This is a genomic window from Xanthobacter autotrophicus ATCC 700552 (assembly GCF_043194565.1).
Lineage (GTDB): Bacteria > Pseudomonadota > Alphaproteobacteria > Rhizobiales > Xanthobacteraceae > Xanthobacter > Xanthobacter autotrophicus_F.
The window spans coordinates 1-26,405 of the sequence record NZ_JBAFVS010000035.1; the positions used below are offsets into that span (position 1 = coordinate 1).

The 26,405-nt window shown below is 62.9% G+C and carries 29 protein-coding genes and 1 pseudogene; 23 read left to right on the top strand and 7 right to left on the bottom strand.

All coding sequences use genetic code 11. The features are described from left to right. The first annotated feature begins 24 nt into the window (after positions 1-24). Positions 25-297 carry a DUF2274 domain-containing protein gene (locus tag V5F48_RS23040; RefSeq protein WP_394260430.1) on the top strand — a complete coding sequence of 91 codons (273 nt, stop codon included), beginning with the start codon at positions 25-27 and terminating at the stop codon, positions 295-297. Here V5F48_RS23040 and V5F48_RS23045 read toward each other — a convergent pair. Beyond that, the gene (locus tag V5F48_RS23045; RefSeq protein ID WP_394260428.1) at positions 257-1,174 is read right to left on the bottom strand and encodes a LysR family transcriptional regulator; all 918 of its coding nucleotides are present in this window, start codon (positions 1,172-1,174) and stop codon (positions 257-259) included. The two genes, V5F48_RS23040 and V5F48_RS23045, sit on opposite strands and share 41 nt — an antisense overlap. A gap of 499 nt (positions 1,175-1,673) precedes the next feature. Between V5F48_RS23045 and V5F48_RS23050 the strand changes: the two genes are divergently transcribed. From V5F48_RS23050 to V5F48_RS23060, 3 genes are all read left to right on the top strand, one after another. Then, positions 1,674-2,975, top strand: coding sequence for a tyrosine-type recombinase/integrase (locus tag V5F48_RS23050; protein WP_394040435.1), 1,302 nt, complete (start codon positions 1,674-1,676; stop codon positions 2,973-2,975). 326 nt (positions 2,976-3,301) lie between these two features. Continuing rightward, the gene (locus tag V5F48_RS23055; protein ID WP_394040433.1) at positions 3,302-4,246 is read left to right on the top strand and encodes an abortive infection family protein; all 945 of its coding nucleotides are present in this window, start codon (positions 3,302-3,304) and stop codon (positions 4,244-4,246) included. After that, positions 4,243-5,265: a hypothetical protein gene (locus V5F48_RS23060; RefSeq protein ID WP_394040431.1), complete on the top strand. Its 1,023-nt coding sequence runs from the start codon at positions 4,243-4,245 to the stop codon at positions 5,263-5,265. Before V5F48_RS23055 ends, V5F48_RS23060 begins: the two co-directional genes overlap by 4 nt. A gap of 68 nt (positions 5,266-5,333) precedes the next feature. Here V5F48_RS23060 and V5F48_RS23065 read toward each other — a convergent pair whose 3' ends face one another. Then, on the bottom strand, positions 5,334-5,891 hold the full coding sequence (locus tag V5F48_RS23065; RefSeq protein WP_394040429.1) for a GNAT family N-acetyltransferase: 558 nt from the start codon (positions 5,889-5,891) through the stop codon (positions 5,334-5,336). Continuing rightward, positions 5,891-6,202 (bottom strand): type II toxin-antitoxin system TacA family antitoxin, encoded by a 312-nt coding sequence (locus V5F48_RS23070; RefSeq protein WP_394040427.1) that lies wholly within the window; start codon positions 6,200-6,202, stop codon positions 5,891-5,893. Before V5F48_RS23070 ends, V5F48_RS23065 begins: the two co-directional genes overlap by 1 nt. A gap of 332 nt (positions 6,203-6,534) precedes the next feature. Here V5F48_RS23070 and V5F48_RS23075 point away from each other — a divergent pair, with 332 nt between their 5' ends. Next, positions 6,535-8,733 carry a ParB/RepB/Spo0J family partition protein gene (locus tag V5F48_RS23075; protein WP_394040425.1) on the top strand — a complete coding sequence of 733 codons (2,199 nt, stop codon included), beginning with the start codon at positions 6,535-6,537 and terminating at the stop codon, positions 8,731-8,733. A gap of 157 nt (positions 8,734-8,890) precedes the next feature. Here V5F48_RS23075 and V5F48_RS23080 read toward each other — a convergent pair. Continuing rightward, positions 8,891-9,136, bottom strand: a pseudogene (locus V5F48_RS23080) (arsenic resistance protein); the annotation flags it as partial. Positions 9,137-9,191: 55 nt separating this feature from the next. Further along, positions 9,192-9,629 carry a PAS domain-containing protein gene (locus tag V5F48_RS23085; protein WP_394040423.1) on the bottom strand — a complete coding sequence of 146 codons (438 nt, stop codon included), beginning with the start codon at positions 9,627-9,629 and terminating at the stop codon, positions 9,192-9,194. A gap of 170 nt (positions 9,630-9,799) precedes the next feature. On the opposite strand from V5F48_RS23085, the gene V5F48_RS23090 reads away from it, so the two are divergent. Further along, positions 9,800-9,994 carry a helix-turn-helix domain-containing protein gene (locus tag V5F48_RS23090; protein WP_394111400.1) on the top strand — a complete coding sequence of 65 codons (195 nt, stop codon included), beginning with the start codon at positions 9,800-9,802 and terminating at the stop codon, positions 9,992-9,994. 846 nt (positions 9,995-10,840) lie between these two features. Continuing rightward, positions 10,841-11,152, top strand: a complete 312-nt coding sequence (locus V5F48_RS23095; RefSeq protein ID WP_394040419.1) for a DUF736 domain-containing protein — start codon at positions 10,841-10,843, stop codon at positions 11,150-11,152. A gap of 119 nt (positions 11,153-11,271) precedes the next feature. On the opposite strand, the gene V5F48_RS23100 is transcribed toward V5F48_RS23095, so the two are convergent. Together V5F48_RS23100 and V5F48_RS23105 are read right to left on the bottom strand one after the other, a co-directional pair. Further along, on the bottom strand, positions 11,272-11,556 hold the full coding sequence (locus V5F48_RS23100; protein WP_394040417.1) for a type II toxin-antitoxin system RelE family toxin: 285 nt from the start codon (positions 11,554-11,556) through the stop codon (positions 11,272-11,274). Continuing rightward, positions 11,546-11,791: a type II toxin-antitoxin system Phd/YefM family antitoxin gene (locus tag V5F48_RS23105; RefSeq protein ID WP_110373169.1), complete on the bottom strand. Its 246-nt coding sequence runs from the start codon at positions 11,789-11,791 to the stop codon at positions 11,546-11,548. Before V5F48_RS23105 ends, V5F48_RS23100 begins: the two co-directional genes overlap by 11 nt. A gap of 446 nt (positions 11,792-12,237) precedes the next feature. Between V5F48_RS23105 and V5F48_RS23110 the strand changes: the two genes are divergently transcribed. The 16 genes from V5F48_RS23110 (at position 12,238) to trbB (ending at position 26,337) form a co-directional block, all read left to right on the top strand. Next, positions 12,238-13,434 carry a DUF932 domain-containing protein gene (locus V5F48_RS23110; RefSeq protein WP_394108473.1) on the top strand — a complete coding sequence of 399 codons (1,197 nt, stop codon included), beginning with the start codon at positions 12,238-12,240 and terminating at the stop codon, positions 13,432-13,434. Between the two features lie 317 nt (positions 13,435-13,751). Continuing rightward, the gene (locus tag V5F48_RS23115; protein WP_366522853.1) at positions 13,752-13,967 is read left to right on the top strand and encodes a transcriptional regulator domain-containing protein; all 216 of its coding nucleotides are present in this window, start codon (positions 13,752-13,754) and stop codon (positions 13,965-13,967) included. Then, positions 13,888-14,529: a DUF2285 domain-containing protein gene (locus V5F48_RS23120; RefSeq protein ID WP_394108471.1), complete on the top strand. Its 642-nt coding sequence runs from the start codon at positions 13,888-13,890 to the stop codon at positions 14,527-14,529. The genes V5F48_RS23115 and V5F48_RS23120 overlap by 80 nt, the downstream gene beginning before the upstream one ends. Positions 14,530-14,644: 115 nt before the next feature. Beyond that, complete coding sequence (locus V5F48_RS23125) at positions 14,645-14,875, top strand: helix-turn-helix transcriptional regulator (protein ID WP_394108470.1); 231 nt, start codon at positions 14,645-14,647, stop codon at positions 14,873-14,875. Positions 14,876-14,884: 9 nt separating this feature from the next. Beyond that, positions 14,885-15,748 carry a replication initiator protein A gene (locus V5F48_RS23130; protein WP_394108469.1) on the top strand — a complete coding sequence of 288 codons (864 nt, stop codon included), beginning with the start codon at positions 14,885-14,887 and terminating at the stop codon, positions 15,746-15,748. A 337-nt stretch (positions 15,749-16,085) separates the two neighbouring features. Then, a complete protein-coding gene (parA, locus tag V5F48_RS23135; protein WP_394040413.1) occupies positions 16,086-16,721 on the top strand; it encodes a ParA family partition ATPase in 636 nt (211 codons plus the stop codon). After that, positions 16,718-16,993, top strand: a complete 276-nt coding sequence (locus tag V5F48_RS23140) for a ribbon-helix-helix protein (protein WP_394040411.1) — start codon at positions 16,718-16,720, stop codon at positions 16,991-16,993. The genes parA and V5F48_RS23140 overlap by 4 nt, the downstream gene beginning before the upstream one ends. Beyond that, positions 16,990-17,460: a DUF2840 domain-containing protein gene (locus V5F48_RS23145; protein ID WP_394040409.1), complete on the top strand. Its 471-nt coding sequence runs from the start codon at positions 16,990-16,992 to the stop codon at positions 17,458-17,460. Before V5F48_RS23140 ends, V5F48_RS23145 begins: the two co-directional genes overlap by 4 nt. Continuing rightward, positions 17,457-18,008, top strand: a complete 552-nt coding sequence (locus V5F48_RS23150; protein WP_394040407.1) for a S26 family signal peptidase — start codon at positions 17,457-17,459, stop codon at positions 18,006-18,008. Before V5F48_RS23145 ends, V5F48_RS23150 begins: the two co-directional genes overlap by 4 nt. 33 nt (positions 18,009-18,041) lie before the next feature. Then, entirely contained in the window at positions 18,042-18,371 is a 330-nt protein-coding gene (locus tag V5F48_RS23155; RefSeq protein WP_394040405.1) for a DUF736 domain-containing protein, read from the top strand. Between the two features lie 241 nt (positions 18,372-18,612). Further along, complete coding sequence (locus tag V5F48_RS23160; RefSeq protein WP_394040403.1) at positions 18,613-19,320, top strand: lytic transglycosylase domain-containing protein; 708 nt, start codon at positions 18,613-18,615, stop codon at positions 19,318-19,320. Between the two features lie 221 nt (positions 19,321-19,541). Beyond that, complete coding sequence (locus tag V5F48_RS23165) at positions 19,542-21,506, top strand: DUF3363 domain-containing protein (protein ID WP_394040401.1); 1,965 nt, start codon at positions 19,542-19,544, stop codon at positions 21,504-21,506. A 176-nt stretch (positions 21,507-21,682) separates the two neighbouring features. Beyond that, positions 21,683-22,357 (top strand): hypothetical protein, encoded by a 675-nt coding sequence (locus V5F48_RS23170; protein ID WP_394040399.1) that lies wholly within the window; start codon positions 21,683-21,685, stop codon positions 22,355-22,357. A 515-nt stretch (positions 22,358-22,872) separates the two neighbouring features. Then, positions 22,873-24,879, top strand: a complete 2,007-nt coding sequence (locus V5F48_RS23175; protein WP_394040397.1) for a conjugal transfer protein TraG — start codon at positions 22,873-22,875, stop codon at positions 24,877-24,879. Beyond that, entirely contained in the window at positions 24,876-25,379 is a 504-nt protein-coding gene (locus V5F48_RS23180) for an Ada family protein (protein ID WP_394040395.1), read from the top strand. Before V5F48_RS23175 ends, V5F48_RS23180 begins: the two co-directional genes overlap by 4 nt. Next, positions 25,369-26,337, top strand: a complete 969-nt coding sequence (gene trbB, locus V5F48_RS23185) for a P-type conjugative transfer ATPase TrbB (protein WP_455722273.1) — start codon at positions 25,369-25,371, stop codon at positions 26,335-26,337. The genes V5F48_RS23180 and trbB overlap by 11 nt, the downstream gene beginning before the upstream one ends. Positions 26,338-26,405: the final 68 nt, after the last annotated feature.

The window sequence follows — 26,405 nt, forward strand, 5'->3', positions numbered from 1 at the left end:
GCTCGAACCCTACAGGTATTGACCATGGCGAAGCTGAAGCTCGGACCCATCGCCAACGACAAGCCGGTAAAGGTGGCGCTCTCGCTGCCCGGCGCGCTGCACCGCGATCTTGTCGCCTACGCTGAGGTGCTCGCGCGGGAAACCGGCGAGCCTGCTCCGGATCCCGTAAAGCTCATCGTGCCCATGCTGGAGCGATTCATTGCCACGGATCGCGAGTTCGCCAAGGCGCGGCGTGAGGCTGGCGGCGCTGCGAGCATCAGCGCGTCGCGGCCCGCTCCTGGGCCATCTTCCGTGTGAGGCTGAGCAAGGTGCGCACCGCCGGGTTGTCGTTCCGAGGCGAATAGATCACCGAGAACGGGATCACCTCGCCAGCGAGCGGGCGGTACACCACCTCCGGCAGGCTGATTGTCGTCTCCGATTCCAGCACCGGCACAATCCCGCGCCCCGTGGCGACGAGACCAAGAAGGCTGTAGCGCGCAAGCTGCTGCGTGCTGATGCGCGGCGAGATGTCGAGCTCCCGGAATTTGCGTTCAAGGAAGCCCCGCACCTCATTGCCGGAGCCCTCGGTTCGGACCAGAAAGGTCTCATCCGCGAGATCTCGCCAGGACAGCACCTCTCTCTGGACCAGAGGATGAAGCTGCGGCAGCGCGAACAGAAGTGGTTCGCTCCACGAGGAAATCGCATCACAGTCCGGCCAGCTTTGCCGGCCCAACACGAATGCAGCGTCGAGATCGAACCGCCGTATCGCGGCCGCGTGACTTTCGGCAGGCGCTTCGACAAAGTCGATGTGAACGCCCGCATAACGGCTGTCATAGGTCTGGAACAGGTCGCGCAGAAAGCCGGAGGACAGGTTGGAGAACAGGCCAACTTTCAGGTGGCCTTCCTCGGCCCGCCCGAGCGCAGCCGCTTCCGCCGTTGCCTCGCGGATTTGATCGAGTGCCTGACGCGTGCGGTTCAGAAAGCGCTGCCCCGCCAGAGTGAGGTTCACCCCACTTGAGTGCCGGATGAACAGCGACACGCCGATCTCGTCTTCGAGGTCGCGCACGCTCCGGCTGATGGACGATTCCTTGACCTCAAGAGCCACCCCCGCCTTGCGGAAGCTTCCGTGCTCGGCGGCGGCCACGAAATAGCGCAGGTGGCGCAATTCGATCGAGGTGGAAAACGGCGCAGCCATTCGGGCTCCGGCGTGTTGAAGAGCTTCTGGATATTGATACTCAAAGTTGCGGCTACGTCGAGAGTTGCAGACGGGCTTTGCATCGCGGCCGTTCCAGGCGCCGCCACGCGCAGCGCATCGGTGCAGCGCCGCCGCTTATAAAGCTGCCGAACGCACGCCATGGCATCCGGGAATTTTCTTCCGGGAGCATAGATTCTGCTCAGAATGTCGCATTCGCGGGCAAATCTAAGCAGAAAACGCCCCGAAGGGCGCTTGCTAACTATCTGATTTTCTTATGAAAATTTGGAGCGGGCGATGGGATTCGAACCCACGACCCCAACCTTGGCAAGGTTGTGAGATGGCTTTGACTGGGTTTTCCTTAGTTGTCTCGTATCGTAAATTACTATTGTAAATCAATTATTTGTTGATATTTAGCTGTTCGTCGTGGTATGGGTTTTCCCATCGCGGTGGACACCATGTGGACACCATTTCCGAACGATGTCCACATGGATGGCCCGAGATGGATCGATCGTCCAGTGTTCTATTGACTAAACGTGCGGTCGACGCCGCCCAGCCTAGTGGTGAGCGATATCACGTCTGCGATAGCAAATTAGCGGGGTTCGCGCTTCGGGTAGAGGCAAGCGGGACGAAGACATTCGTCGTGCGTTATCGAGCCGATGATGGAGGGCGCTCCGCTCCTCGTCGCTTCGTGACCATCGGACGTTATGGGACGCTGACCGTTGACGAAGCGAGAAAGCAGGCCAAGACGATCCTTGGTGCCGCGGCGAAGGGTGACGACCCAGCCAACGAGCGAGGCAAGAAGCGGCGCGAAATCACGATGACCAAGCTCATCGATCTCTATGAGGAAGAGGGCTGCTTTATCCAACGGGGCCAGCGCCAGGGCGAGCCGATGAAGGAGAGGACAAAGGCCTACACTCTCGCTCGACTTCGGCATCATGTAGGGCCCTTGCTCGGCCACAAACGAGTGTCGGAAATTGGAACTGGCGAAATCGAGAGATTCGTCCGCGACGTTGCGGCGGGCAAGACCGCGCGGGATGAGAAAACTGGGCCTCGCAAACGCATCATTGTTCGCGGCGGTGATGGCGCTGCCCGAAAGGTTGTGCGGGATCTGTCGGCCGTCTTCAGCTTTGCGAATCGCCGCGGCATCATGACCGTGAACCCGGTGGAGAAGGCCTCCGTCCGGAAGACCGACAACCGGCGGGAGCGTTTCCTGACGCTGGAAGAGGTAGCTAAACTTGGGGCCGCTTTTGATGCCCTGGAGGCCGAGGGAGCAAATCCGAAGGCCATCGCGATTGCTCGCCTGTGGGCGCTCACCGGGTGCCGCCGGGATGAGATCGCTGGTCTGCGTTGGTCAGAGGTCGATTTCGAGCGGGGCTTGCTGATCCTAGCCGACAGCAAGACGGGTAAATCCATTCGTCCCCTTGGCGCTTCAGCCATCTCACTCCTTCATGCGGTCGATCGTGACCCCGAGGCCTCCTTCGTATTTCCAGCCGAACTCGGCGATAGCCACTACCAGGGTACAAAGCGGCTGTGGCCGAAGGTGATCCAGAAGGCGACATTGCCGGGCGTAACGCCCCACACACTACGGCATACCATGGGGTCGACCGCGGTCTCTTCGGGCGAGGCCTTGGCGCTAACGGGAGCAATCCTCGGCCATGCAAACCCACGCTCAACTGCGATTTATGCTCACGTTCAGAACGATCCTTCCAAGAGAGCTGCCGATCGGGTGACCAAGAAGATTGCCAACGCATTGGCCGGAAAAGTGAGAGATACGCGACAGCGAGGCGATACCGCCAGATAGCCCCCGCGCTTTAGGTATCTTATTCCGGTCAAGGATTCACGGAACGTGCGATGGCTCGCGAACTAAGAATATGGGCGAGGCCGCGTCCAATTTGGATCGCCTTTCTTATTCAGGAAGGTGAATAGTCTGCCGCCGCTTTGGGCGCGAGCCCCCGACGTCCGCCGGCTCGTCCATCAGCAATGCGCCGTGGGGCGCGCTGCCGATCCGCCACACGAAGGCGGCGCATGCTATCGGGGCTTCCGCCGGTTGCGGTGGCTGACCTAGTCTGATTCCTCGCGCATTCAGGCGCGATGCCGCGCAACTGCCACCTCGGCTTATGACCAACGATGACCAGTCGGACCATTTCCGAAGTCACCCGGCGCAACCTGTTTGACGAATTGCGCCTGCGCAACGCGCCTTGGTCGGGGCGGCTTGCCGAATCTGACTTTCTCGGCCGCATCTTCGATCTGAAGACGCTTCCCTCGGATGACCACCGCCAGCCACATATGGCCGGTGATATCTGGATGCATCGGGAACGCTTTCAGGACTGGACCAATGACTGGGTCTACGACGATGTGCGGCTTGACCTTCTACGGTGCCAGGATGAAATTCTCCTCACCTTTCTGTGCGAGATGTTGCACCCAATTGTCCAGTCCGATGCTCAGGTGGTCGGCGAGCTGCTGGGAATCATCAATCGGCATCTTCAGGTGAACGGGTTCGAACTCGTGCCGAACACCTACGTTTCCGGAAAGCCGATTTATGCGGCGCGACGGCGCCTAGGTGGTATGGCGCAAGTGGCCGCCGCCCGGAAAGTTGCCGATGAATTGTCCTCGGAGCACATTTCGGTGCTCATCACCCGCATGGAGACGGCGATCGAGGCCGATCCATCTTTGGCGATTGGTTCAGCCAAGGAATTCGTCGAGTCCATTTGTAAGGGCATTCTCACGGCGCGCGGAACGCCGCCGCGCGGTTCCGAAACACTGCCACAGTTGGTGAAGGCGACCCGTGAGGTGTTGAACCTATCAGTGTCCTCGCAAACGGGCGATACCCTCAGACAAACGCTGAGTGGGCTCTCTAGCATTACGCAAGGCGTCGCGGAACTTCGCGGTCAATTAGGATCGGGCCACGGACATGTGCCTGACGCTCCCCAGCCCCCTACCTCGGTCGCGCGCCTCGCCGTCAATACGGCGGTCGCGCTCGGCGTGTTTCTCTATGAGATGCATAGCGCACCCATGCAAACCCCAGTGTCGAGCGCATCTGCAGAGAAACCGAGACCGTGGAAGCGCCAATGAATGAGCGATCGAAGCAGGATTGGCTCGGCCACGACGAAAAATATGCGCTTATCGGCTTGAGCGTGAATTTGGAAGATGGCGTCACGCGGGGAGCTATGACGCCGAACCTGTCGTTTCTGACCGACGCGAATTTTCAGGTGCCACCACTGTGGCAGGAATGGCTCGGGAGCGTCCGTTGTGAGGAGATCAGCGGTTGCAACTTGTTCTTATTGAGCACCATGAAATCCAAGAAGGCAGCGGTGCTCGATGCTGAGAACCAAATACTCCAAAGTCGGGTCTGGTCCTTCTATGTCGGCCTCCTCATGACCTGCCTCTTTTCCCCGGCACACAAGCCCAATTTGCTCACGGGTGCCCGCGAGGGTGGGGAGATTGGCATTTTCGAGCACAGCGAATTGGATTTCCCGCCTCCTGGCATGATCGTCCCCTATCCCTCCATTTCCGGGGCCAGTCTTAAGGCCGCCGCGCAGCTTGGGGAGCACTTGGTCGCCTTCAATGCGACCGACGTGCCCGGGGGACGCTGGCGCCTGAACCGGATTCGACATCTCTTCGTGGAAACGAAGGCGCAACGAGAGCTGCTCGACCGGATCCACCAGTTCACCCGCTGCATTGATGGCCTGATCGTGACGCAGCCGGGTTATGGATCGAAACAGTTCAAGAGCCGTACTGAGCTGTTTGTCGGGTCACGCCATCATGTGCTGATGGGCGAGATCTACGATGTACGGAGCAAGGTGGAGCACCTACGAGAGCACCTTTACCTTGAGGAGTTTGATCGCGAAGCTCGACTCGAGCTCGTCAAGAAGGAAGCCGTCATCGAATTTGTGGCGCGCAAGGCTCTCGCCCGCATCATGGGCGATCCCGGATTATGGCCTTATTTCGCCAACACGGCAGCGTTGGAGCAATTCTGGGCGTTAGCCGAGGATGAGCGACGGAGAATCTGGGGGCCCAACATAGACCCGCTCGATGCCCTGAAGGATTTCAATCCGTCATACATTCAGGACAACGAGTTGGGTGGTCCATGACGCATGCGATGATCGCCCGGCCTTCTCGGTGCGGATACGCATCGGCACGATAGGTGATGCGTAAAGGGTCACGCGTCGGAAAATAGTCCCCTTACCGTCTCGATCGGCATCAGCATGGTCCGTTCGCCGAGCGGGGAGAGAATAAATCCGTGCCGCTGGTAAAAGCTCACGGCCGCATCGTCGATCGCGTGAGCCACGATGGCTCGAACGCCGGCGATCTCGGAGGCGGCCAGGCAGCGCCGTAGCGCATCTGCGAGCAGATCGGTGCCAAGCCCCATTCCCTGATACGCTTGATCGGCTGCCAGACGACCGATCAACAGCAAGGGAATTTGCTCCGGCATACCCCGGCGCAGCTTGGCGCTCGGCAGGGCAATCCGCTCTTCCATGGCAGTCGAGATGGCATAATAGCCGGCGACGCGCTTCGGGGTATCCCTGTCGCAAACCACATAGGTTCGCGCCGACATCCCTTCGCTGGCAAGGGCTCGATCCCGCAGCCAGTCATCGAGAGACGGATGCCTGCCGTTTCGGAACGCCCCGACATCGTGATCGCCGGTCAGCCGTTCCGGAGGACGAACGCGTAGTCCTTGGGGCCGCTGTTGGCTTCCCTCTCCTTTGCCGGCAGGCATCAACGCTCCCAGACGGGCTTGCGCTTCATCCGCGTACGAAGTTCCTCGGCCGGCTTGGCCGGAGCATCGAGCAGCGCGAGGAAGGCCACATGCGCCGCATCATCAAGAAAGAAGCTGCGCTGGTCGAGAATGGCTTCCTCCGCTTCCCGACGGGCGCTGTCCAGCATGAATTCCGACAGCTTCTGTCCGCGCAAGCTCGCGGCCCGACTTAGGATCGCCTTCGTCCCCGCCGAGGCGCGGATCTGGATGAGATCATCTTTCCGAGCAGCATCACGTTTGCGGCCACTCTCCGAGCGGGCTGATTGCACCATCGGAACGCTCCCATTTCAGGAGCCGGACATTGAAGATTTGCCATTACAATGTCAATACATTTCGTCTCGATTCCAATCCTACAGCCTGATACGGGGAGCGAGGAGACTTTCCCCTCGCTCCCCCGCCAACGCCGCCTGCGGCAGAGCGGGGCCGCCCGCTCGCAAGGCGGCGCACAGCAATTACCATCTGAACGAAACCGATCCGTCTCGCTCGCCGCGCAGCACAACTCCGCTCGCCGGCATTGGCCCCCCTCACTCCCGCGCGCTCACGCGCCCCCGGAAGGCATGTCGAGGGACATGCCTTCGGCATTGACGGAGAAAGGATCGGAACAATGGCTAGGACATCAAAGAAGGCGAAGGCTGTCACCGAGACGATGGCAGATCAGGTTGCGGACGCGGAAGCCCGCAGCGTCGGGGAGGCGGCGACGGAAATCGCCGGCGCGCTACCCGCACCGGAGGCGGAGGCGGAGGCCGTGGCCGCGAGCGGCGCGACGGTTTTCCTTCCGCTCAACAAGTTGAAGAAGTCGCCCCGCAATGCGCGGAAGACCCCGCACTGCGAAGCGACCATCGAGGCGCTGGCCGCCAGCATCGCCGTGAAGGGCATGCTGCAAAACCTCGTGGTGGAGCCCGAGCTTAATGCGGTGGGAGAGTCTACCGGCAGCTATTTCGTGACGGTGGGCGAAGGCCGCAGGCTCGCCCAGCTTCTCCGCGTGAAGCGCAGGGAGATCGAGAAGACTGCGCTGGTGCGCTGCGTCATCGACACGGCGAACGACCCGCACGAGATCAGCCTTGACGAGAACGTCACCCGCGAGGCGATGCATCCGGCCGACCAGTTCGAGGCGTTCCGCGAGCTTGCGGAAAATCGCGGGTGGGGAGCGGAGGAGATCGCCGCCCGCTTCGGCGTGACGGCGCATGTGGTGCGCCAGCGCCTGCGGCTCGGCGCTGTCAACCCCAAGCTGTTGCAGGTGTATCGCGACGGCGGCTTGAACCTCGACCAGTTGATGGCCTTCGCCATCACCGAGGATCACGGGCGGCAGGAGCAGGTTTTTGCGAACCTCTCCTACAACCGCGAGCCGTGGATCATCCGCCGCGACCTCACCAAGGCACACATTCCGGCAACGGATCGCCGGGCGATCTTCGTCGGCCCGGAGGAATACACCGAGGCGGGCGGCACCATCCTGCGCGACCTGTTCACGGAGGATCGCGGCGGCTTCTACGAGGATGCCGCGCTGCTGGACCGGCTCGTCACCGGGAAGCTGGAGCGGATCGGCGCCGAGGTTCAGGCGGAAGGCTGGAAGTGGGTCTCGGTCCACATCGACTATCCCCATGCCCACGGCCTGCGCCGCGCCTATCCGCAGCCGGTGGAGCTTTCCGAGGAAGATGCCGCCGCCTATGCCGCTGTGCAGGAGGAATACAACCGGCTGTCGGAGGAATGGGACGGCGCAGAGGAGCTTCCCCCGGAGGCGGACGAGCGGTTCGGGGTGCTTGAAGCGGACATGGAGCGCATAGACGCGTTCCGGCACATCTATGACCCGGACGGCATCGCGCGCGGAGGTGTGTTGGTCGTGCTGTCGCATGACGGCACTGCCCGCATTGAGCGCGGCTTCATCCACCCCGAGGACGAGAATTGGGAGCCGGAAGAAGCCGCAGTGGGCGTTCGCCTCAACGAGGATGGCGGGATCACCGGGTTCATCAAGGACGGCGCAGATGACGGGGACGGGAACCCCGTTTCTGTGCTCGACGCCGAGGACGAGGAAGCCGGGGATGCGGGCAAGCCGCTGTCCGACCTTCTCGTGCGAGACCTCACGGCCCACCGCACGCTCGGCCTGCGCCTCGCTCTCGGCGAGCAGCCGGACATGGCCTTGATCGCCGTTACCCATGCCCTGGCCGCGCAGACTTTCTATCGCGGCGCGGAAGCCGCCTGCCTCGAAATCCGGCCGACGAGCAGCACCCTCACCGGGCACGCGGACGGCATCGAGGATACCGCTCCGGCGAAGGCGCTGGCGGATCGTCATGCCGGATGGGCATCCGACATGCCGCGCGACGTGGCGGACCTGTGGGGCTTCGTCGCCGCACTGGATCAGGCGAGCGTGCTGGCGCTGTTCGCCCATTGCGCTTCACTCACCGTCAATGCGGTGAAGCAGCCTTGGGAGCGGAAGCCGCGCGCCCATGAGACCGCTGACAGGTTGGCAACGGGGCTTGCCATCGACATGACGGCCCATTGGACGCCCACGGCGCGGACCTATTTCGGCCGCGTGACCAAGGCGCACATTGTCGCCGCCGTGCGGGAAGCCGTCAGCGACGAGGCCGCCGACCGGATCGCCGGCATGAAGAAGCAGCCCATGGCAGAAGCCGCCGAGCAGCTTGTCGCTGCTACCGGCTGGCTCCCGCCGCTCCTGCGCACCGAGCGGCCGGCATGGCTGGATGAACCGGAAGCGGACGCCGGAGTGGTCATGGAGGCGCCGACCGCCGGTCACCACGCCGCCAGCGCGGCCGAGGACGGCGCATCGTTCGACCACGCCGCCGAGTGAACCAACGGCCGGAGCCGCCGCCAGCGGCTCCGGCCAGCCTCTCGACAGCATCGAGAATTTTCCGGCCGCGCCGTCGCGGCGCGGCCGGAGACCTCGACCCCATGACCGCAGGAAACCCCACCATGAGAACCGATAGCGAGCAGCGGGCGAGGCTGGCCCGTATGGAGGCGGCGCGCGTCGAGACCGAACGCCACCTTGCCATCATCGAACGGCAGTTCACGATCCAGACGACGGTGAGCATCACCGGCACCTCGATCAGCACGCCGACGACGGTGGCGAGCGCTGCTCCCGAATGGAGCCCGAAGAAGCTGATGGCGGCAGCAACGGCCAGCTCGAAGAAGTTGGATGCCCCGATCAGTGCGGACGGGCCGGCAACGTAATGCTGCTCGCCGGCTACGCGGTTGCCGGACGGTCGCAATGATGATCGCTCCGTTTCCTGAAATCCGCTTTTGCGGATTTCAGGCGGCTTTGACGATGCCGACCACAACGCCCGCCACAGCACCAGCTTCGTCGGCAAACGGCAGATAGAGCCGGACCACGCGCACAGATCCACCCGAAAGCTGCGCCTGGTCTTCCATCATCAGCGTGCACCCGGATGCGAGAACGATGGCCGCCTCATTGTCCGCATCCGCGCTCGACGGCGTGAGCCGGCCGACCGGCTCGCCGGCCAAAGCAACTCCATAGAGCCGGTCGACATCCTTGCCGCTGCGCTCGATCCTCAGTGTCTCATCCGATGCGGCCGGGCGCCGGATCACCACGATCACGTCATCCAGATCGGCCAGACGCTCGGTGATGTTCCCGGCCAGCGGCATGGCCGCGCCTTCACCGCGCGCAAGCCAGACGCGATAAAGCCGGCCTAGCGCTGGATGTCGGTCCGCCAACAATCGAGAATCCATGCCGGAATCCGCTGCGCCAAAGTCAACCAGATTTTCTGGTTATCTGTATTTCGGTTTAATTGATCTGCCGGTTTCGTCAATGACCGGCAGGGCATATGCAAAAAACGCTTCGCTCGCCAAGGCATATGCGTCTGGTTCAGCTCATCGTCGACAAGCGCCGGGAAGCCGGCATGAGCCAGTCCGATCTGGCCGAAGCGCTCGGCCGATACCAGTCCGTCGTTGCCGCCATCGAATCCGGCGGCCGTCGTATCGATGTCGTCGAGTTCCTTGAGCTTGCGGAAACGATCGGCTTCGATCCTCATGACGTCATCCGCGAAGTATCTGCAATTGCGTCGAAGCACAAAGCGAAGCGCAAGACGTTATGATCGACCATCAGTGCAATTATTCCAACGCTGGCAGATTCTCACTCCCCATATTTCTGAGATGCTAGGCGTCGCCCTTCGGGCCGGGCTCTACGCGCCTCCTGCGGCGGCTTCCGAAGCCCCTTGTGGGTCTTCGCCTCCGGTAACGATCCCTGACGCGCGGGACAGCGGCGGCGGGCATTCCCACGGTAAAGCCCTCCGCTTTCGCGGGGCTCCCCCTTGTGGCGGCCAGCGTCACTCGGCGGCGGCGGGACCAGATGAGGACGATCCTGCCCCCCGATGCCGGTCTCGACGGTGCCCGCATTGCATCGAACGGATCGGGAAAGCCCGCATCGTCCGGGCGCTTGAGGAGGCGAGGCAGCCACCGCCCCACGCGAGGACAGTGTCGTTTCTTGCACGCCGCTCCGAACTCGGTGGCAGGCAAGGAGCGGAGAGGGTTCAGCCCGTTCTCATTGTCGCCAGCAGATCGTCAGGGAGAACCGATCACTTCGCCCCGCCGGTGATGCTGAGGGTCTGTCGGCCCTCTCCGAGACGCCCTTGGCGGTGGCGGTGAAAGCGTCGTTCCGATTGCAGCTATCGGGCGGTTCCTCCTGTCCACCAGTCTCATGCCACGTCCATCTCGTCCTCGATAGGCAGGGGTCTGACCGAAGACCGGCGACGCGGGCGTCACCTCGATCTTGAACCCGCAACACGCCGCCTGCGGCTTTTTCCCGCCGCCGGCCAGGGCCGGCTTTGCACCGCGAAGCGAAAAAGTCCTCGCCGGATGTTGCGGGCCGATCGTCCCCGGTCTGCCGACCCCCCATCGAGGCCGCGATGGGCGCGGCCCGGTCAGCAGAAGGAACCACCGTAATGGCCACCATCGGCACTTTCACCACCACCGCCAAGGGCTTCAAGGGCGCGGTCAAGACCCTGAGCCTCAACGTCAAGGCAGTCGAATTCGTCCCCGCCGAAGGCGACAACGAGAAGGGGCCGGACTTCCGCATCTTCTCCGGTGTCACCGAGTTCGGGGCGGCGTGGAAGAAGACCTCGCGCGAGGGCCGCGACTACCACTCCGTCAAGCTGGACGATCCGTCATTCCCGGCTCCGATCTATGCGAGCCTGGTCGAGACGGAGACTGAGGGTGAGTTCGCCCTCATCTGGTCGCGCCGCGCCGCCGAGTGACGCCGGCCACCACAAAGGGAGCCCCGCGCAAGAGGGGCTTCGCCATGTTCATGTCCGCCGCCGCCCGAAGGAGATACGGCGAGCCGTGCTCCCTTTGCCCTGATCGGCTGTGAAGCGTCCTAACGGCGCTTCTTCGCCGCCTCATATACCTCGGAACGCTCGCGCTTCCCCACGGCGACGACGACCACCGTGACCCTTTCATCCTCGACGCGATAGACCAGCCGATAACCGGCCGAGCGCAGCTTGATCTTGTAATGATCCGGCATGCCGCGCAGCGCGTCGGCATGCACATGCGGTTGGCTCACGCGCTCCGTCAGCTTTTTCTTGAACTGCTCGCGCAGCGTCGCGCCGAGCTTGTCCCATTCCTTGCGTGCGGAGGGCAGGAATTCCAGCCTATAGGTCATCGAGGCTGACCGGCACGCCCTTCTCGTTCGCGCGCGCCTTGGCGATTTCGACCAGCGCCTGATCGTCGAGCGCGTCCATCATCGCCTCATAGGTATCGGCCGGCACCATATAGGCCATGACCCGGTTGTGGTTCAGGATCGCGACCGCGCTGCCCCGCGCGCCGTCGACGATGGCAGTCGGATTCTTCTTCAGGTCGGAGACGCTCACGGCGATTTCGGCTTCCACGCGCTGCATGGCCTCGTCCTCGCATAACGGCATCAAAATCAGGTCCGATTTCGATATTGAATTTCGATCTATATAACCCGTCTCCGCGACGATTGCGAGAGGCGGACGACCATCGGCCGGGGCTGACGACGGTTCCCACAGCCAGCATCGAGTATGGCGAGCTGCGCTCCCTTTGTCCTGATCGGCAGCGGCCGGAGCCTTGCCGATCCTCGGGGGAGCCAAGGGGGACTTTCCCCTTGCTCCCCGCAAATGCCGCCTGTTGCAGAGCAGGGCCGCCGCCTCGCAAGGCGGTCATGACGATCATCCTTCCCACATCATGGGCACCCACCCCGCTCGGCCGGACAGCCCGGCTCCGCGCGCCGGCATTTGCCCCTCCATCCCCGCGCGCTCACGCGCCCCCGGAAGGCATGTCGGGGGACATGCCTTCGGCATTTACGGGAAAAGGAGCAACGACCATGAACATCATCAGCACCAGCCAGAACGGCCAGCCCGTTGAAAGCGGCTTCCGCGTGGACATCTCACGCGGCGAGCGGATCGGCCGGGTTTCGTCGGAATGGTTTTCCCGTCCCGACGACGAGCGCTTCCTGTCGCTTACCGAGCTTTACGCCGCCGTGAAGGCGCGCGCGGATCGCGCCAAGGCCCGCACCGTGGAAAGCCGCGCCGTGCGCGTGGAGGCGAGCCGGGAGGATGCCGAGCGGCTTTCGCTCATTGTTCCCGGACAGGATCAGCCCGTTGCCCCGACGCATTGGTCTTTCGGACAGCTTTGCAGCCTTGTCGGCGCACCGGCCAGCTATATGCGCCAGCTTCCCGCGCCTCTTGCCGGCATCAACCTGCAGCATGGCTTGCTGTCGCACCGCGCCGAGCTTGTGAAGACGCTGGAGGCGGAAGACGGCCGCATCGAGCTTCGCGCCGTGACCGGTCCGGACTATGGCCGCATCTGGGACCATGAGCTTGTCGCCGCCGTGATGAAGATCGCCGGCAACGGAACGGGCGATACCATGTGGAAGGTGCCGGGGGTGCTGGATTGGGAAACCATGACGCACAACCCCTTCGTGGACGTGACCAAGGACACGACCACGCTCTATGCCAGCGACCGCGACGTGTTCCTGTTCCTCGTGGACGACACCCACCCCATCGAGGCGGGACGCCTGCCCAACGGAGAGCCCGATTTATATTTTCGTGGCTTCTATGCGTGGAACAGCGAAGTCGGATCGAAGACCCTCGGCATCGCGAGCTTCTATCTCCGCGCGGTTTGCATGAACCGCAACCTTTGGGGCTGCGAGAATTTCGAGGAAATCACTATCCGGCACAGCAAGTTTGCGGCGCAGCGCTTCGCCCATGAAGCGGCGCCCGCGCTGACGAGCTTCGCCCATTCCTCGCCCGCGCCATTCGTCGCCGGGATCAAGGCGGCCCGGGAGAAGATCGTCGCCCGTACGGACGAGGACCGCGAGAGCTTCCTGCGCAAGCGCGGTTTCAGCAAGGCCGAGACCGGCAAGATCATCGAGACGGTCTTGCAGGAGGAAGGCCGCCCGCCCGAAAGCATCTTCGATTTCGTCCAGGGCATGACGGCGCATGCCCGCGCCAAGGCGCATCAGGATAGCCGCCTCGAACTGGAAGCGAAAGCAAAGACCCTACTGGAGAAAGCCGTATAGCCGCAGATGCTGCGCGGTCGGCCCATCGACCGCGCGGCTTTCCGTATCCGGAATTTTCCGCCGATCCGTAAATCCAGGTCGGCGGCGCGGCCGCGCCTCGACAGCACGGCCGCGGCTCGCCGGGCTCCGCCCGGCTCGCAAAGTCATAGCTGGAACGGCCTTAACTATCCGAACAAAGGCCACCTGCAATCAACCTCTCCCGACGATGCACGACACCTTAACTTTAGCCGCCTCATTTTGGGGGACACGGCGCGTGCTCTTGAAAACAGAAGCTTTCCGAAACACACGGAGGAAACATGCCCCACACGCAAGACTGGATGGCCAACGCCGCCTATCTCTACATCCTCTTTCTCGACCGTCCGGCCGTCGCCTGGGAGCACCTGCGGCGCAATCCCGGCTATCGGAACGACTGGCGCCGCTTTGGCACGAAACGGCGTCCATCGTTGAGCGCACATGCGCAGAATTGGGGGTTGCGATTTCTTCGAGAACCCCAAACACGACGCGCGCGACGCGCTGCCGTTCTGGCGGCCTGATCCAGACATCGCCCTGCAGATCGTGCCGGACGAAGACCCGGAGACTGTCGCACCGGTCTTCGACCTCTGGACCTTTCCCGGCCGCAAGGCGATCGGCCATGACGGCGGCCGCCTCGCGCTGAAGCTCACCCGGCGCGGCCGCTCCTGGCATGTCCATATTGCCGGCACGCTTGACGCCACCATGCCCTTCACCTTCGCGATCGCACCGGACGACCGGGCCGATGCCCGCTTGCGCGAGGCCAAGGAGCTACTGGCCGTGATCACCACCCGCCCAGCCGGACTTGCCGGCCGGCGTGGCTCGCCCGAGCCGATCATCACCATGCAGTCCTTGCAGGCCCTCGACGGTCATCTCGCCGGAGCCAGCGAGCGCGAGATCGCCATCGCGATCTTCGGCGCACGCATCGTAAAGGAGACATGGCATGGTGACAGCGAGCTGCGCGCCAGGGTCCGCTATCTCGTCCACCGTGGCCGGGCCCTCATGAACGGCGGCTATCGCCGTTTCCTCTGGGGCGCGACCGCGCGTCGGGCCGGCGAGTATTCCATGCCCGCCGCCGCCCCGTGAGGGAGAAAGCCGGCCGGCCAGGATTCTCCATACGCAGCAGGATAGGCTTTCCCCAAGCTGCCTCCCAACCGCTGGACCGGGCTTCGCTCGGCCAGCCTGAGACGGAGGCAGCTTCATGGATCGTCCCGAATCCAAACCGGCCAGCCGCTACCTCACCAATGAGGAAGCGGCCGCCTATCTCAAGCTCTCGCCGCACACGCTGAACAAGAAGCGCGTCATCGGCGGCGGACCGAAGTTCCGCAAGCTCGGCTCCCGCGTCGTCTATGCGATCGACGACCTCGAAACCTGGATCGAGGCGCGCGCCTGCGACACCACCTCCGATCCCCGCTACGCCCAAGCCCGCTGACGGCAACGCATGGCGGCGCGCAGACACATATCCGAGCGCGACCAGCTCGAACTGTTCCGATCGCGCCCCGGCGACATGGCGACCCGCGACTCGCAGGATCTCATGGCCTATCCCTTCTTCTCCCTCGCCAAGTCGAAGCGCGTCCAGCCGATCAAATTCGAGGCCGGTGACGTCCGCATCCATGTCGAGGCCCCGGCCGAGTTCGGCCTGGCCACCATATGGGACGCCGACATCCTGATCTGGGCCGCTTCGCAGATCGTCGACGCCCGTGACCTCGGCCTGCGCACCTCGCGGCTGATGGCAACAACCCCCTATGAAATCCTGACCTTTATCGGCCGCGGCACCTCCGTCCGCGACTATCAGCGCCTCAAGGCCGCGCTCGATCGCCTGCAAGCCACCACCGTCGCCACGTCGATCCGCCAGCCCTCCGAGAGGCGCCGACATCGCTTTTCCTGGATCAACGAATGGAAGGAAAGGCTCGATGCCAAAGGCCGGACGCTCGGCATCGAGCTGATCGTGCCGGACTGGTTCTACGAAGGCGTTCTCGACAACGCCCTGATCCTGACGATCGACCGGAACTATTTCGATCTGTTCGGTGGCATCGAACGCTGGCTTTACCGGCTGGTGCGCAAGCATGGAGGCCGCCAGCCCGGCGGCTGGAGCTTCGATTTTCATCATCTCCACGCCAAGTCCGGCAGCCTCTCGCGCTTCTCGAACTTCGCCTGCGATTTGCGCGACATCGTGCGCCGCCAGCCCTTGCCTGGCTATCGGCTGCGCATCGACCGGCTCGACGACGGCCGCGAACTGCTCGTCTTCGCGCCGGCCACGCCGCTTCTGTCCGCTTTTTCAAGGGAGGCTGTGGAAAGGCTGTGAATAGTCTCGTGCTATCGAAGGCATTCGGACTCGTGCTATCGGGGGCACGACTATCGTGCTATCAAAGGCACGAATATTCGTTAAGTAATTGTAGCGCTTTTCAAATTCGTCTCCCTAACTTCTCTAATATGGAATCTAACTTTCTTTATTTATCTGGCGACGTTGTTGATAACAATGACCAATATAAACAGACGAAAGGCAATTATAACTTAAGTGATACGAATAAGTACGCCTATGGGCAATCCCATACGGTCGTCGCGCAGCCTATCGCACCAGCATGCCCCCAAGGGCGACTGATACCCGGACATGACGCCCGTGCCAGCCTGGAGGGCGCGTCGTGATCGTGGCGCTCCTCAACCAGAAGGGCGGCGTCGGCAAGACCACGCTCGCCACCCATCTCGCTGGTGAGCTGGCGGTCGCTGGCGCGCGTGTCACCGTCGTCGACGCCGATCCGCAAGGCTCGGTGCTTGACTGGTCGCAGCGGCGCGCGGAGAGCGGCCTACCGCGCCTGTTCGGCGTTCTCGGGCTGCCCCGCGAGACGCTGCATGCGGAAGTTCCCGACATCGCCCGCGGCGCTGATCACGTCGTCATCGACGGCCCGCCACGCGTGACCGCGCTGGCGCGTTCCTCAATCCTCGCCGCCGACCTGGTGCTGATCCCGGTCCAGCCGTCGCCCTATGACGTCTGGGCGAGTGCCGAGATCGTAGCGCTTGTCGGCGAGGCGCGGCTGTTCAAGCCGCAGCTCCGCGCCGCCTTCGTCGTCAACCGCCGCATCGTCGGCACGATCATCGGCCGCGACGTGCGCGCGGCGTTGCCGGAGGGCTTGCCCGCGCTCACCGCCGACATCGGCCAGCGCGTCGTCTTCGCCGAGAGCGTCGCCACTGGCCGCCTGGCCCGCGAACTGGAGCCCGGCGGCGCGGCCGCTCAGGAGATCACCGCGCTCGCTGCCGAGATCATGGGAGGCAGCGCATGAGCGGCAAGCACGTCACCTTCGGCACGAAACCCGCCGCGCCGACGGCCGATGCCTGGGTGCAGCAGGGCAACGGCGTCGAGGTGGCCGTTCAGGCATCGTCGCCGGCTTCGGCAGCGAAGGCCGAGATCTACACCGCGCGCCTTACCATCGACGTGACGCCGGAACTGCGCGGCCGCGTCAAGGTTGCCGCCTTCAGGCAAGGCGTCACCGTCGCCGAGATGATCCGCGCGCTGCTCGAAACGCGCTTTCCCGAAGGCGGAGCAGACGCATGACCACGCGCCGCTACACCAGCGTCCTGGTCGTCTTCCAGCGCGACCGCATCAATGTCCGGCTGCGCTTCGGCAACCCGGTATGCGAGCGCCAGATCGATCGCCGCAGACGCCTCGCGATGTTCACTCCGGGCAGCACGTTCGCGCTATTGCGCTGGGAGGCGAACGCTTATGGCACGACCCTCTCCCATCTCGCCATCATGCGCGCGGTTGCGCCGGGTGAAACGTGCTGCATATGGCCCTATGTGCGTCCCGGCGCGAAAATACTGCTCTTTGTCGCCGGATGGAGTCAGGTCGAGCGCGCCTTGAAGGCGGTCGACACCGTCGAAGCTCTCGGCGTCGCTCCCGCTGACGCCGCGCCGGAATATTGGCAGCAGGTCCACAACAGGCTCTGGGTGCACGAGACACCGCGCACCTATTCCCAAGAACAGCATGACGCTTGGCTCCGTCGCCGGGAGCTGCTGTCATGACGATACGTAGCCTCTTTTTGATGATGACGGCCTGCGGTGTGCTGCTGATCGCAGCACCCGTCTGGTCTGGGCATACGCCGCGCTTCATCTGGAACGCGTCGGCAAGTGTGCCGGTCGGCCTCTATCGCATCGAGCCGGCAGACCGGATCGCGGTCACGGACCTCGCCATTGTCAGGCCGCCGGAACCGCTGGCCGGCTTTCTCGACGCCCGCGGCTATCTTCCGCGCGGCGTGCCGCTCTTGAAGCGCGTGCTCGCGCTCGCGGGCCAGACCGTATGCCGCGAGGGCTTAGACATTATCGCTTACGGCTGGCGCTACGGGGCGGCTCGTGAGCGTGACAATCGTGGCCGACCACTGCCTGTCTGGCAGGGCTGCCGCGTCGTCGCGAGCGACGCCGTTTTCCTCATGAACTGGGACGTGCCGGACTCATTTGACAGTCGGTATTTTGGCCCGCTTCCCCTCTCTTCCATCGTCGGTCGCGCGGTTCCGATCTGGACCAACGACGGCGACATTGATCCGGCTTCAGAGCCGGTTCCCGACGAGCCATAGGCGGCTCGTGTCCGACCCCAGAAGGAGTGTGCCATGCCGCAGATTGGGACTTTCGAGAAGACGAAGGACGGCTTCACCGGCCGTATCCGGACGCTGACGCTCGACACCGAGTTGGTCATCAGGCCGGCTGAAAATGCGGACGCCGAGAATGCGCCGCACTATCGCATCTTCACCACCGACGATATCGAAACCGGTGCTGGTTGGAAGCGCACCGGCGAGAGAGCCGGTGATTACCTGTCGCTCGCCATAGACGATCCGTCCTTCACCCAGCCGATCCGCGCTCACCTGTTTCAGTCGGAAATCGACAACGCGATTTGGAACCTGCTCTGGACACGCCCATCGAAGCGTGATGAGCGGACCTGATGTCATGTGTGGGTCGCGCGAACTGGGATTGACCCTTATCCCTCTGATCGATGGGAAACGGGGTCATCCCTCCGACCCGATCGCTGGCCAGACAGCCACCGCGCGCAGTGAAGGTCAGGGGCGGTCGCTTTGCGGCCGGCAACGCCTCGCCCTTGACCGAAGCGAGGACGGTGGCAGGCTGTCGGCGCTCGGACAGGGAGCATGGTGCAAAACGTCGTCGCGCTCGCCTCTACGGCGCGTCATGCAAGCGATCGTCACCTGTACGCTGATGATGATTTCCGGCGTGGTGGCCCGAGCAGAACCTGCGTCCTCACCGCCGCCTAAGAAACCGCCCGCGAACCATCAACTATCGGCCGATCCGTGGGCTGCGCAGATCACCGAAGTGGCACAGCGTTTCGACATTCCGGAGCAGTGGATACGCTCCGTCATGGGTGTCGAAAGTGACGGCGAAACGCGCGTGGTGTCGGCGAAAGGTGCGATCGGCCTGATGCAGATCATGCCCGCCACCTGGGAGACGATGCGCAGCCGATACGGGCTCGGCGACGACCCCTTCGATCCGTATGACAATATCACTGCTGGTGCTGCCTATCTGCGCGAGATGTACGATCGCTACGGGGCGCCGGGGTTCCTCGCCGCTTACAATGCGGGGCCGGCGCGCTATGAGGAACACAAACTCCTCGGTGTGCCGCTTCCTGATGAGACGCGTGCTTATCTCGACAAGCTCGCATCGATCATCGGCAGCCCGGCTCCGAGCCTCTTCGCGGGTTCGGAGACGCACACAAACCGTGGTCCGGAAGCACCACTGTTCGCGGTCGATGCGCGGAAGAAATCCACCGTCGGTTCACTCCCCTCTCGACCATCTGCTGACGCGCTCTTTGTGACCGTCAAGCCACGCGTCGAATACGTCGAGCCGAACGACAGCGACAGCTCCGACGTGCAGCAGAAGTGATCCCATAGCCACGATGAAGCACGGATTCGGAGCGCTGAAGACGCAGGGCAAGATAAAAGGGGACGGCACGCGCCTGTCCCGAAGTTCTTGTCTGCACGTCGGTTGGGGCGGCACGCGGCGGATGAGCCCGCGTGCCTATAGAATCATCAAGCCATTGTTTATGCGTGAGCTTTCGCGTGCTTCATCGCATGGGCTTGTACAGGATTGGCGGGACCGCCATCATGCCAGATCGTGACGACAACCGCTTCCGGCCAAGGGTCTCGCCACCAAAATCGCGTGGTCGAGCAAGGACACCGAAGTTCACCGCGCGCGTTCTTAAGGCCGTTTCCCATTCCGGATCGACAAGCGGCCGGTCGTTCAGTTCCGGGCAGGTGCGTTCCGGCGCCCGTCTCGGCCGCGGCCACGTCGCCGCGAAGTTCGCTGGTCAGTCCCTGTGCGGCAGTTCTCGCCGCGTGGTCATCAAGACCCGCTTGGTCAAGTTGGAGAAGGCCGGCGCGCGCTCGACCATCACCCATCTGCGCTATATCGAGCGCGACGGCGTGACCAAGGATGGCAGCAAGGCCCACGCCTATGGTCCCGGCACGGACAAGGCCGATACTACCGCCTTCGAACAGCGCGGCCGCGAGGACCGACATCAGTTTCGCTTCATTGTCTCGCCGGAAGATGCGGTCGATCTTGGCGATCTGAAAGCCTTCACTCGCGATCTCATGGGCCGCATGGAAGCCGATCTAGGAACCAAGCTCGACTGGGTGGCGGTCGATCACTGGAACACCGACAATCCTCACACTCATATCGTGCTGCGCGGTCGCCAAGACGACGGATCGGATCTGGTCATCGCCCGCGATTACATCGCCGACGGCATGCGCAACCGTGCCCGCGAACTGGCAACCGAATGGCTCGGTCCCCGCACTGAGATGGAAATCCGCAACTCCATGTCGCGTGAGGTCGAGCAGGAGCGCTGGACCGGCATCGACCGGATGATCCAGCATGAGGCGGAGGCGGGTGTCATCGACCTGCTTAGCGAACCCGCCGACGCCCAGGCTCGCTTCCGACGCACGATGATGATCGGTCGGCTGCAGCGGCTTGTCGAGATGGGCCTTGCCGACCGCACTGGCGGTTACGTCTGGGCGCTGCACGACGACGCCGAAACCGCGTTGCGTGGCATGGGCGAGCGCGGCGACATCATCCGTACCATGCAGCGCGTCATGTCCGGCGAGAAGCGTGAGCTGATCGTGCTCGATGCGATGTCATCACAAACGCCCGTCATCGGTCGCATCGTCGACAAGGGACTGGCTGATGAACTCTATGATCGCGCCTATCTCGTTGTCGACGGGATCGATGGCCGGGCACACTATGTTCCGCTTTCGGTGAGCGCCGATCTGGAGGCCCTTCCGATCGGCGGCATCGTTGAGACGCGCGCGGTAGTGGAACGCGGGGCGGACAGGACCATCGCCAGCCTCGCTGTTGACGGCGTCTACCGCGCCAAACACCATCTTGCGGTGGAGCGCGCCGAAGCCAAGCCAGGATACGATCCGGAGAGCTTCGTCGCCGCACACGTCCGTCGACTCGAAGCCCTTCGCCGGGTCGGGATTGTCGACCGTATGGAAGATGGCGTCTGGCGTGTGCCAGTCGACCTCGCCGAGCGCGGTAAAGCTCATGATGCCCGTGGCCTTGGTGGTGTCGACGTCGAGCTTCGGTCGCATCTGCCGCTTGATCGCCAGACGCGTGCGATTGGTGCGACTTGGCTCGACCGGCAGCGCTTTGGCGACACCTCCGCACTCGCGCAGACCGGATTCGGCGCCAGCGTTCGAGAGGCCATGCGAGAGCGGGAGAACTTCCTCGTCGATCAGGGCCTGGCCGAGCGGCGTGGGCAGCGTGTGTTGCTCGTCCGGAATCTGCTCGCCACGCTGCGCGATCGGGAAGTCGAAACCGCTGCCAGAAAGATCGTAGAGGAGACCGGCCTGCATCATCGTGCCGTGCGCGACGGAGAACACGTAAGTGGCATCTATCGCCGCTCCATCATGCTCGCCAGTGGTCGCTTTGCCATGCTGGACGACGGCGTGGGATTCAGCCTCGTGCCGTGGCGTCCGGTGCTGGAAAAGCGCCTTGGCCAGACGGTCGCTGGGGTTGTTCGTGGCAATAGCGTCTCGTGGGAATTCGGGCGGCACAAGGGTCTGGGAATCTGACGTCAACCTTGACGCCGAGCCACGCGACGACCATCTTCGATGTGGGCTCGCCACCTTCGACCTTTCGCCGGGTCAAACGGCCTAAATATTGATCCTCATGCCACCTCTCATCGATCCTTGCGGATTGGGCTGGCTGCGTAATCGGCGAACTGCTCGAGCCCGCAACCGAGGACTTGATGATGAGATTGGAAATCACCGCAAACGATGTCGAGGACATGAAGGCAGAGCTGCGTGCAACTCTGCCGGAGGTGAAATCGTCGCATAGGATCGAGGCTCTTGCTCGGGGCCTCGGGTGGAACACCAATGCCGCCATGAGGGCGAGACTCGCGAATGGCTCAGCCGAGGTTTCCACCAACGAAGGAGCCTTCCTGGGGTATCTGCAGGAGCACGGTTTCGATTCCGAACCTGGACGGCTCGCACGCACTTTGGCCAAGGTCGGCATTCGACATGCGATGGCGCTGGAACCGCTCCTCACTCAATTCGGCTACAATGTTTATCGCGGCCGTTCAAAGACCCCTGAGGAGCGCCGGGCCGAGTTCATGGCAGACCGAGCGTCAATGCTGGGCGATCACGCCGCCGATGAGTTCATCCAAGCATGCCGTTTTCTATCGCAATTCAGCAAACGTAAGACGATCAACCGCAAATCTTCTAGTTATGGTCTGAAACATCAGGCTGAGCGTTTCGGGGATTCGCGGCATTCGCGTGGTTATGTCGCGAATGGAATGCTGATCGCAGCCGCCTTAACCCTTGGCTTCAAGGTCCAGCAGATCGATCCCGATTCTCCAAATGCGTGGTTCAACATCAGCTCCAAGATGACGAGCGACGGAGCAAAGCTGGCGTTGGCTGCCTGACCAAGCGTGGGATTGAGAACAGCTCAACTTTATCGTCATTGGCGCTTTCAATTCTTGCCGAAAGTGCCAATGACGTCGATCAGAAGCGCGGGACCCTGATCGATCGCATGAGCCAATGCGAAGTTGGGAATGTCGACATGGCCTCTAAGCTAAGTGGTGTATATACCCGCTTGCGTCACTCCATTTTGGTGCGCTGCACCAATCGCTATCAGCGTAGACGCGTTCTGGGCATACTAAAAGTAGAATGCAGGTACTGTATTGCGCCGCTGTATGCTGTTTATCTCTGACGCGTCTTGGTGCCCAGATATTTCTGGCGGTTTACGTGACCCATTGCCGCAATACCAAATTGCCAGCAGTAGTAAGAAATGGTAAGGAGTGATGTCGGATCGTACTTAGATCATAGTTGCCGCTGTCGCGCGCAAGAATGGTCTTTGACTTAACCCCTTCAAGCAACAAGCCTTATGCCTTGTCGGTCGTTCGCACGGCCGAAAACTGCGGCTGTTGCAGGAGCGGGAATGACACCGACGAAGGTGTTGATCGGTCAGATGCTGGTGGTGTTCGGCATCGCGCTTGCCGGCACCTGGGCCGCCACGCAGTGGGTGGCCTTTGAGCTCGGCTTCCAGCGACGCCTTGGAGAACCCTGGTTCTTAATCGACAACTTACCAGTCTACTACCCTTGGCGGTTGTTCGAGTGGTGGTATGTTTACGATGCCTATGCTCCGGACATTTTCCAAACGGGGGGTACGGTTGCTGGAGGCAGCGGCGTCATTGCCGCTCTGTCCGCCATCATCGGTTCCGTCTGGCGAGCCCGGCAATCGAAGCTCGTCACCACCTATGGCTCCGCCCGCTGGGCCGATAAGACGGACATCGCGGCGGCGGGCCTGACGAAGCCCGCCGGCGTCTTTCTCGGGCTCATGGCCAGCACCTATCTGCGCCATGCCGGCCCCGAACACATCATGGCGTTTGCGCCGACGAGAAGCGGCAAGGGCGTTGGGCTCGTTGTGCCGACGCTGCTGTCATGGCCGCACTCTGCCGTGATCCATGACATCAAGGGGGAAAATTGGACGCTGACCGCCGGCTGGCGCGCGCAGTTCTCCCATTGCCTCCTGTTCAACCCGACCGACCCGAGGAGCGCCGCCTATAATCCTCTCTTGGAAGTCCGCAGAGGCGTTCACGAGGTCCGCGACGTCCAGAACATTGCGGACATATTGGTGGATCCCGAAGGCGCGTTGGAGCGGCGCAATCACTGGGAAAAGACCAGCCATTCGCTTCTAGTCGGCGCCATCTTGCATGTCCTCTACGCCGAAGAGGACAAAACGCTCCGCGGTGTGGCCAACTTTCTCTCCGATCCGGCCCACCCCTTCGAGAAGGCCTTGTGGTCCATGATGACCACGGCGCATCTCGGGGAGCCAGGCCCGCATCCAGTCGTTGCCAGCGCCGCGCGCGAGGTGTTGAACAAGAGCGAGAACGAGCGCTCCGGCGTGCTCTCGACCGCCATGTCGTTCCTCGGCCTCTATCGCGATCCGACGGTCGCGACCGTCACATCGTGCTGCGATTGGCGCATCGCCGACCTGATCGCGGCTGATCATCCGGTCTCGCTTTATCTGGTCGTGCCGCCTTCGGACATTTCGCGCACCAAACCGCTCATTCGCTTGATCCTCAACCAGATCGGCCGCCGGCTGACAGAAAGCCTCGACGGCTCGGACGGCATCGCCCGCAAGCACAAGCTGCTTCTCATGCTCGATGAGTTTCCAGCGCTCGGCCGGCTGGACTTCTTCGAGAGCGCCTTGGCCTTCATGGCCGGCTATGGCCTGCGTTCCTTCCTCATCGCGCAGAGCCTCAACCAAATCGAAAAGGCCTACGGCCCGAACAATTCCATCCTCGACAACTGCCACGTTCGAATCGCCTTCGCGACCAACGACGAACGCACAGCCAAACGCATTTCGGACGCGCTCGGCACGGCGACGGAACTTCGCGCCCAGCGCAACTATGCGGGCCATCGCCTGTCACCCTGGCTGGGGCACCTCATGGTGTCTCGGCAAGAGACGGCCCGCCCGCTCCTGACGCCCGGCGAGGTCATGCAGCTTCCCGACACCCAAGAAGTCATCATGGTCTCCGGCCATCCACCGGCCAAGGCCACCAAGATCCGATATTTCACCGACAGCAATTTCACTTCGCGCGTGCTGCCGGCACCGATCCTCTCAGACGATGGATATGCTGATCGGCCGGCTGCGCGAACGGACGATTGGACCGGCCTTCCGCGATCGAAATTTTCTATCCCCGCCTCTACGGGCGCACAGGCATCGGCCGTGCCCGTAGAAGGCGGACATCAGCTCGTACCGGAGCTCGACGAGGCCGAAGTCATACGTGTGCATGATGGCCGCAATGACGATCTGTCCGTCCTCGACGACGAGACCGATAACCCCGCCACACGCGACGGTAAGCTCCCCAAACCGGACCGACAGTTCCGACGCGTGGCGCGTCTGGCCTCGCTCGATCCCGATGACGGGATCGCGCTATGAGCAAGTCCCGTCTCAACATCTTCATCGAGCCCGACCACGCCAAGCGGCTGCATCAGCTTGCAGCCCTCAAAGGTGAAACGAAATCGGCGATCGTCGCGGCCGCGCTTTCTTCCTATCTCTCTCCCGATGGTGCCGACCGGCGAGAGGCGGCGCTGGCCTCACGCCTCGACCGACTGTCGAACCAGTTCGGCCGGCTGGAACGCGACCAGACCATCCTGATCGAGGCCTTGGCGTTGTTCATCCGCTACACGTTGTCGGTTTCAGCTCCGCTTCCCGAGGCGCATCAGAAGGCGGCTCGCGCACAGGGGCGCCTACGCTTCAACCAATTCGTCGACCAACTCGGGCGGCACCTGCAGCGTGGCGGCAGCCTCGTTCGGCAGGTCCATGAAGAAATCTTCCCTGATGAAGGTCGCTTCTTCGGCCTGGCCGATGACAACGAGGATCAGGGGTCCGCTGGATCGGAAGACCACGATGCCGAGGCGGCGCCGCATGATGGATAGGCCGCGCTCCCCGTCCCGGATCGTCAGCGATCGCCAGATCCGCATGCTGCGCAGCGCCATGGGGCCGGCGATCATCGCCGCGCTCGACGATCCGGACGTCGTGGAAGTCATGCTCAATCCCGACGGAAAGCTTTGGATTGACAGGCTCGGCTCGGGCCGTGAGCCCACGGGCGCCATCCTCTCCCCGGAGGATGCCGCCCGCATCATCAAGGTCGTGGCGAACCATGTCGGTCTCGAGGTCAACCGCGAGCATCCGATTCTCTCCGCCGAGTTGCCGGAAACGGGTGAAAGGTTCGAAGGCGTCCTACCGCCCATCGCCGTCGCGCCGATCTTCGCCATCCGCAAGCGCGCCGCCGGCGTCATACCGCTGGCCCGATATGTCGCCAACGGCATCATGACCGAGGTGCAGGGAGAGTTTCTAAAGAACTCCGTCCTCGATCGGCGGAACATCATCATTGCCGGTGGAACATCGACGGGAAAGACCACCCTCGCCAACGCCCTCCTCCAGGAGATCGCGGCAACCGGCGATCGCGTCCTGGTGCTCGAGGACACGATCGAGCTGCAATGTATCGCCGACGACCATGTGGCTCTCCGGACAAAAGCCCATGCCGTCTCCACCGCCGATCTGGTGCGTTCCACCTTGCGGCTTCGCCCGGATCGCATCGTTGTTGGCGAGGTGCGCGGCGCCGAAGCGCTGGATCTCCTGAAGGCGTGGGGAACCGGGCACCCCGGCGGCATCGCGACATTGCATGCGGGCTCGGCGCAGGGAGCGCTCACCCGGCTGGAGCAGCTCATACAAGAAGTCGTCGTCACCGTGCCGCGCGCGCTGATCGCGGAGGCCGTAGACATCATCGTCTTCATCGCCGGGCGCGGTAGCAAACGCCGCGTCGAGGACATCATCCGCGTCACGGGCCTCGACGGCGACGCCTACGTAATTGAGCACTTCACAGGAGATTAGGGATGCCGCCCATCATATCCGTATTCACGCTTTTCCTGAATGCTGGAACAAACCAGAAACGTAAATCC